Annotated in this window: 2 protein-coding genes and 2 pseudogenes; all 4 read right to left on the bottom strand. The window is 47.9% G+C overall.

What is annotated here, in order from left to right; translation table 11 throughout:
• Nucleotides 1–445: hypothetical protein (locus WBA89_RS00310; RefSeq protein ID WP_424402982.1), on the bottom strand; the 445-nt coding region annotated here is incomplete at its 3' end.
• 130 nt (nucleotides 446–575) lie between these two features.
• Nucleotides 576–685, bottom strand: a pseudogene (locus WBA89_RS00305) (IS1 family transposase); the annotation flags it as partial.
• A 139-nt stretch (nucleotides 686–824) separates the two neighbouring features.
• Nucleotides 825–932: pseudogene (locus WBA89_RS00300) on the bottom strand (IS1 family transposase); the annotation flags it as partial.
• Between the two features lie 4 nt (nucleotides 933–936).
• The coding region (locus tag WBA89_RS00295; protein ID WP_424402980.1) for an AAA family ATPase at nucleotides 937–5,129 on the bottom strand (4,193 nt) is incomplete at its 5' end.

Genomic DNA, 5,129 nt, shown 5'->3' with positions numbered 1-5,129 from the left:
CTCGATCGAGTAATTCATTTACTTTTATAATTATCTCATTAACATTTTCAACCCACAAGTAACCGCAGCGGACAGCGCGACTGATTAAAACGTTTCTTTTTTCTTCGATAAATATTGAAGTTCCGTTGGGGTCGATCGCCCTGCATTCCCACCCTGCAAATATAGGAACTTCTTGTGCGTAATTCCCTATCAAACCTGGAATGTTATTGAGTTGCCGTTCAGCAAGACAACCGATCCATATATCCCAGTGAACTCTTTTGCATCTTTGTGAATAAATACAACTTTTTAACAAATTATCAAAGGCGATTATATCCTTGTCTACGCCTCTGTGACCTAAGTAAATACCGCGTCTTTTTGTATCTGCTAAATTAAATATGACTACATAATCTGGTAATAAGTGGCTCGATTTTTTGAACTCTTCTAAACAAGATTCTGGTGGTATCATAAAGAAGCATTATATTTAAAATCTAAGGCTAGCTTATCACAGCGATCGAAAATTTGCCATGTCAAATCTCAAGTTTGCGATCGGCTGCAAAATGATAGGTAGTCCTGCATAGCAAGGAATATCTAGGGTTTTAATTGATAGATAAACTGGCGTTATACTCATGAATAAAATACCAAATAGCCCAATATGATTGGAGATTTTTTTCGAGAATGAAAGAGTTTTTCTCACCAATCGAGATATTAGACCTCTTGCAAAAATGCTGAGACCCCTCTCCAACCCTCCCCGCGAGTTCGGGGAGGGAGCCTAATTTTTCTTGCTTCCCCCCGAAGCCGCGGGGGGACTGAGGGGGGTGAGTTTTTGACTTTTGCAAGAGGTCTATTCTTTGTCTCATCGTATTATTAAATCTTTCTATATAGTTTTTCAGACCAGTCTCCTTTCCTACTGCCTTGTGTCTTTTTTGATGAAAAACTATTCTATAGGCACTCCAAGGGCTAAAACTGAGGTTTAGGCGTAGGCGCTACCCCCTCGCACAAACGCCGATCGCGCGAGCTCACATTAGGATTAGTCCTCAGATAATCACCAACCCAATCGCAGCCCCTCACCAGCAAATCATCAAGATCCAAATTCCACAAAATCACCCGATTGTCCCGCCCAGCAGAAGCCAAAACCTTCCCATCCGGGCTAAAACTCACGCTCATCACGCTATCCCTGTGACCGGTCAAAGTTTTCAGCAAAGTCCCGCTGCGGCTCCACAACTTCACCTTGCGATCGTAACTGCCCGAAGCAACCAACAAACCATCCGGGCTAAAACTCACGCTAGTCACGCTATCGCTAGAACCCTTCAGCAGCGTCGCCACCAAAGTCCCGTCCACCTTCCACAGCTTCACCGAATTGTCGTAACCAGCCGAAGCCAGCATTTTACCGTCAGGGCTAAAAGCAACCCCCAACACAAAACTGTTGTGAGCCCCTTCAAAAGTCCTCAGCAAACCGCCGTCCCGATTCCAGAGTTTGACAGTACCGTCATCGCTCGAAGAAGCAAGCATCTCTCCGTCGGGACTGAAAGCCACCCCAGTCACCCAGCCTTTGTGTCCCGTCAAAGTCTTAATCAACCTGCCCCCTCTCGTCCAGAGTTTCACAGTCTTGTCCTTGCTAGCCGAAGCAAGAATCTCGCCGTCGGGACTAAAACTCACGCTCATCACGCTGTCCGTGTGGTCGTCAAGAGTGAAAAGCAAAGAAGGCGAACAGGGGAACAGCGGCGCCGAAGGACAAGGCAAAATACTGTTACTGATGCCATCTCCTTTCAAACCCCAGACTTTCACCGTTTTGTCGTAACTCCCAGAAGCTAGTAGCTGGCCGTCGGGACTGAAACTGACGCTGGAGATTTTCTGAGCGTGTCCCTCCAAGGTTTCCAGCAAAACCCCCGTGCGGCTCCAGATTTTGACAGTTTTGTCCGTAGAAGCAGAAGCCAGCCTTTGACCGTCCGGGCTGAAAATAACGCTTTGCACCCGGTTTTGGTGTCCGTCGAGGGTTTTTAGGGGCACGTCATCGAGCCGCCACAGCCTGACTGTTTTGTCAAAACTTGCCGAAGCCAAAGTTTTGCCGTCGGGGCTAAAACTCACCTGAGTAACTCGATCGGCGTGTCCCTCAAAAGTTCTCAGCAAGCGGCTTTCCGGTTTAATATTGCTAGCATCGGCGAGACGTTTGTCGCCAACATTAACCAGATTCCAAAGTTTGACAGTTGCGTCGGCACCTCCAGAAGCCAGCGTTTGACCGTCGGGGGAAAAACTAACGCCAAACACCCACTTGCTGTGTCCCCGCAAAGTTGCTAGCAGTTCGCCGTTAGCCTTTGTTGATTTTTTTTTGGTTCCTGGGCGTAGGGGCGGTGCCCCCGTGCCCGCCCCAGCAATGCTCCAGATTTTCACCGTTTTGTCTTCACCCGCAGTGGCGATCGTTTCACCGTCGGGGGAGAAACTGACGGTGTAAACTTTTGAGGGTTTTCTGTTTTCGCTGTGCCACAAATTAGCGATTAACCTGCCGTCAGAACTCCACAGTTTGACAGTACCGTCATCGCTCGCCACAGCGACTATTTTCCCGTCGCGGCTGAAGCTGAGCCAATTTACCGGGGCTATTTGTTCGATCGTCCGCAGCAGCGTACCGTCAGTTTTCCACAGTTTCACAGTCTTGTCTCTAGATGCGCTGGCGATCGTCTCGCCGTCCGGGCTAAAAACAACGCTGGTAACGCTATCAGCGTGACCTTGGAAAGTTGCCAGCAAACTGCCGTCAGTGTTCCAAAGTTTCACAGTTTTATCTAAACTTGCCGAGGCGATCGTTTTACTGTCCGGACTGAAAACCACACTGGCGACGCTGTTAGTGTGACCCTTGAAAGTTGCCAGCAAACTGCCGTCAGTTTTCCAAAGTTTGACTGTTTTATCCACGCTCGCAGAAGCTATTGTTTGACCGTCCGGACTGAAACTCAGACCCCAAACTACATCCCCGTGTCCCTCCAAGCGGTTCAGTTCTTTGACACCGTAAACTGCCTGCTGGAGGGCAGCAGCAATCAGAATTTCGGTGTCCTTGAGCGCGTGCATTTCTTGCGAGTGTTCGATCTGCCTCCACTTTTTACCCGCTCTCAAACTTTCCATCATCGCGTCAAACTTGTTGTTTGAGAAATAAAGAGCTTCTGAAGCTGCTGTTAGGGTGTTGATTTCGGCTCGCTGAGTTTGAGCGACAGCTACTTGTTTTTGACCGACGGCCCGCCACCAAAAGTTTGCAGCCGCGATGGTAGAACTCGTCAGCAGCAGTACCCCGATCGCAGCTACTCCCAGCAGTTGTTTGAGAAAAGTATTGGCTCGGTAGAGCTGTGCTTGGCTCATGTTTTTGTCGGCTTCTGCTTTGTGCAGTCTGGCTTCCAAGCCGAATCTTTGGCGGATCGGCCGCACTAAATAGTCGTGTACCAATTGATAGCGGTCTTCCGGCGCTTCCCGCAGCAGAAATAGCAAACCGTGACCGACTAAAATGTCTAAAATTAAGTCGAGGTTGTCGGTTTTATTTTGTGTACTTTTGGGGTCTTTGGCGAACTTTAGCTGTAAGGGCATTCGGCCGGTGCTGCCGATCGCCAATAATTCATTTTCTCGGGCATCCGTTGGCTGGTGGCCCGTCACCAACGAGAGTTCGTGTTTAGTTTTAATCAAACGCACGCCCCTCTCATCCGTCAGCGAAAACAAGATTTTCCAAGCTGCATCTTCATTCGCCGGGCCGCAGTCAGAAATTACTCCTTCGAGCGATCGCTTGACTAATTCTGCCTTGGGATTGTCGCCTAACTGCTGGTACTGCGCCAGACTCGTGATATTTTCCTCTTGCAGTTGCGCTCCTACTACCTGCAATTCGATCGGTCGCACTTCTTGCAGTTCGTCTGCTAAATCTTTAACAAAGGCATCGATCAGTGCCGGCTCTAAATAATATTCTGCCCGTTCTGTTAAGTGTCCGATCACGGCTCGCGCGTCTTTCATCGAAAAACTTCGCAGTTGGTAGCGAATACCTTTGTCGAGGATATTATTGTTAATAGCGTCGAGGTCGGGAAAGCGATCGCAGTCCAGTAAATAGTGCAAATAATCTTCGCGCAAACACAAAATTATCTTGACATAAGGCAGATTTAAAAACAATCGCAAAAAGTTATAAAAAAGTTGCCTTTGTGCTACGGAAGTCGAAACAAAGAAAAATTCTTCAAATTGATCGAAAATCAGCACGGTCAACAAATTATTTTCTGCATTTTCGCGCAATTGCTCTATAATGAAAGATGAGTTTTCCGATCGGGAAGGCCCGACAACCGAGCAACTTCTTTTGTCTAATTCCTGTACCCCTTTGGCGATTAATTTTCTTTCTTCTTCGGCTTCCTTGTCGTAGAGCGCCCCGTTCAAAGCCTTTTCTAATTCCGCCAGCCAGTCGCCGTAAACTTTGACTACCACCGGCAAGGTATCGCGCGCGCCCGGAGTAATATTTTTCAAAGCAGGTACTAAGCCGGCGTTGACTAGAGAACTTTTTCCGACTCCGCTCGGCCCGTGAATAATAGTTAATTTATGGTCGTCCCTGCTAATTCTTTCTAGCAAGTTATTGATATCTGTTTGGCGGGAGTAAGCCGTCATGGAAGCTGCTATGGCGGCTTGATTTTGAGCTGAAGGACTCGAAGGATTCACCGCTTGTCGCTGCTGCTGCAATTGGCTGGCTCCGATAAAAGCTCTAAATCCGTATTGATATTCGATCGAGCGCTGGGTTTTTTTAATCCGAAAAGCTTTGAGATATTCTCCCTGCTCGAAATAAACCGCTTGCAGTTCGGTCAAAATATCGATGTAAAGGCGGGGGTCGTACTTCGGCTCGCTTTGAGTTCTAGCCAATTCCAAAGAATGCACCGCCGCTTCCCACTGGCCGAGCTGCCGCAAACTTCTGGCCAACAGTAAAAGATACGAACTGCGATCGGATTTGGGATGTTGGATTTTAGATTTGGATTCGCTGGTAGACTCGTTAGTAGCTACAAATTCTGGATAATTTCCCTCAAATCCCAATCTCAAATCTTCAATCAGCAATCTCAAATCGTTAGGCGTTTGATCCAAAATCGCCAAAGCCAATTCGGCTAGCTGGCGGGCTTGACTCCACCTCGACTGTTCCAGCGCAACTTCAGCCAAAAAGC

Origin of the sequence: Microcoleus sp. (assembly GCF_049646505.1) — a bacterium.
Taxonomy (GTDB): domain Bacteria; phylum Cyanobacteriota; class Cyanobacteriia; order Cyanobacteriales; family Microcoleaceae; genus Microcoleus.
Note: the sequence above shows the minus strand (reverse complement) of the source record. Positions and strands in the feature narration are given on the sequence as shown.